At 69.4% G+C, this 2,402-nt stretch carries 3 protein-coding genes; all 3 read left to right on the forward strand.

Annotated features, from left to right (window positions below; genetic code table 11):
* Positions 1-655: ABC transporter ATP-binding protein (locus QZV72_RS10035; protein WP_297008078.1), on the forward strand; the 655-nt coding region annotated here is incomplete at its 5' end.
* A gap of 28 nt (positions 656-683) precedes the next feature.
* On the forward strand, positions 684-995 hold the full coding sequence (locus QZV72_RS10040; RefSeq protein ID WP_297008082.1) for a siderophore-interacting protein: 312 nt from the start codon (positions 684-686) through the stop codon (positions 993-995).
* The coding region (locus QZV72_RS10045) for a siderophore-interacting protein (protein WP_297008083.1) at positions 988-2,402 on the forward strand (1,415 nt) is incomplete at its 3' end. The genes QZV72_RS10040 and QZV72_RS10045, both read left to right, overlap by 8 nt.

Here is a 2,402-nt window from a genome sequence, read left to right on the forward strand (position 1 = left end):
CGACGGCCCCGAGGTCCTCCACGACGTCACCCTGACCATCGGCACCGGTGAACACTTCGCCGTCGTCGGCACCTCCGGGGCGGGCAAGACCACCGTCGCGGCCCTGCTCGCCGGCATCCACACCCCGGACACCGGAACCGTCCAGGCTCCGGAGCGCACGGTGCTGGTCAGCCAGGAGACCCACATCTTTGCCGGCACCCTGCGCGACAACCTCACCCTCGCCGCACCCGGGGCCACCGACACCCAGGTCCGTGAGGCACTGCGGGTCGCCGGGGCGCTCGACCTGCTCGACCGGCTGCCCGCCGGCCTGGACACCGACCTTGGGCCCCGCGGCGCGCCGCTGACCACTGCCACCGAACAGCACATCGCCCTGGTCCGGGTGCTGCTCGCCGCGCCGGCACTGGCGATTCTCGACGAGGCGACCGCCGAAACCGGCTCAGCCCACGCCCACGTCCTCGACCAGGCCGCAGCCGCCGCGCTGGCAGGCCGGTCGGGGATGGTCATCGCGCACCGGTTGAGCCAGGCGGCGTCCTGCGACCGGATCGTGGTGATGGAGCACGGCCGGGTCATCGAGGACGGTACCCACACCGACCTGCTCGCCGCCGGCGGGCAGTACGCCCGGCTCTGGGACGCCCAGGCGTCCCCGTCCCACTGATTAACCACCCACCAAGGAGAGTTTTCCCATGCCACGTCGTGTTCGACCCGTCAACCTGCTCACCCTGACCCCACGGACACTCACCGTGAAGAAGGTGGCGGACGTGACCCCCGGAATGCGCCGCATCACCCTGACCGGCGACCAGCTGGCCGGCTACACCGTCGACGGCACCGACTACCCTGCCTTCCGCTCCGAGGGCTTCGATGACCCGTTCAAGATGTTCTTCCCATACCCGGGGGAGAGCGAACCGGTGCTGCCGATCTTCGAGGACGGGACCGTCCGGTTCCCCAAGGATCCCAAGCCACTGGCCCGGACCACCATCGACCAAGCCGGTGCCTGAGGGAGTGGATCAGTTCCTCGTCGCCGGAGACGAGACCGCGCTTCCGGCGATCGCCCGGCTGCTCGAGGAACTGCCCGACACTGCAAACGGCCAGGTGTTCATCGAGGTCGCGGAGGAGGAACACCGCTGTGACTTGCGTGAGATCCCCGGCATGGCCGTCACCTGGCTGATCAGGCACGGTCGCGGCACCGGGGAGAACTCGCTGCTGCTGGGGGCCGTCGAAGGCGCCGCCTGGCCGGACGGTCAGGTGTGGGCCTGGATCGCCGGAGAACAGTCCGTGGTCCGCGACCTGCGACGCCACCTCGTGGAGGTCCGCGGGATGGACAAGGCGTGGATCGACTTCACCGGCTACTGGCGCCGACAGACCGTCGTCGCTCTCGCCGAGGACGCCGCCGTGCCCGACCCGGAGAAGAACGAGACCGCCTTCTCGAAGATCCATGAGATGGCCGAGATCCTGCCGCCGTTGGCTCTGCGCGTCGCCGCGGACCTCGGCATCGCCGACCGGATCTCCCGGGGCACCACCGCCGTTGATGACCTGGTGGCGGCCACCGGGACCGACGCGCGGGCGCTGCGCAAGTTCCTGCGTTACCTGCAGGCCCTCGACATTCTTGTGCCCAGTGGGGCGGACGGTTACCAGCTCAGCGAGACCGGCGAGGTGCTCACCAATGAGCATGTCCACGACCACCTCGTCGCCGACGGTTTCGTCACGCGCCGCGAACTAGCCTTCCGTGGTCTGGCGGAGTCACTGAGGACGGGGAAGGCGTCCTACCGATCAGTGGCGGGCACCGACTACGCCGGCCTGCGGGAGGACGCCGACTACCTAACCCGGCAGCTGGAGAGCTCCACCGGTGGGGCAACGTTCATGGGGGCGCGGTTGGCGTCCTCCGGGATCTTCGACGCGACCCGCAGTCTGGTGATCCACTCCGACGGTGCGGTCGGGCTCGCCGGTGCGATCCTGACCAGGAACACCGAGGCGAAGGCGATGATCTCCGCCATGCCAGCCGAAGCCGCCTGGCTGCGTAAAGACCTCCCCGAGACCGTCCCGGACAAGGCCGTGCGCCACCGGATCTGCGTGCTGGAGCAGGCCCGATTCGATGCGACACCGGCGGCCGACACGATCCTCATCGCCCGTGAACTGGCGAATCATCCTGACGCGGACGCGGCACTGCTGCTGCGCAGGGCGGCGTCCTGCCTGAGCGAGGGCGAGCGGATCATCGTGGTGGAACCGACCTTCGACATCACCGACGAGGGGCCGGATGAGCATGCGGCCGAGGCTGACCTGCTGAACCTCACGCTGGTCGGCTCCGGGTTCCGCACGCCGGCGGAGCTTGATGCTGTTATCGAGGCCGCGGGGCTGACCATCGCAGAGACGCAGCGCGTGGGCGGAGTCACCGTTCGGGAAGTGCG

The sequence above is a fragment of the uncultured Corynebacterium sp. genome, assembly GCF_902782855.1.
In the GTDB taxonomy this organism is placed as follows: Bacteria; Actinomycetota; Actinomycetes; order Mycobacteriales; family Mycobacteriaceae; genus Corynebacterium.

What these genes read in the sequence shown, in the direction of transcription:
- QZV72_RS10040 (WP_297008082.1), top strand. Translation starts at nt 684, where the DNA reads ATGCCACGTCGTGTTCGACCCGTCAACCTGCTCACCCTGACCCCACGG.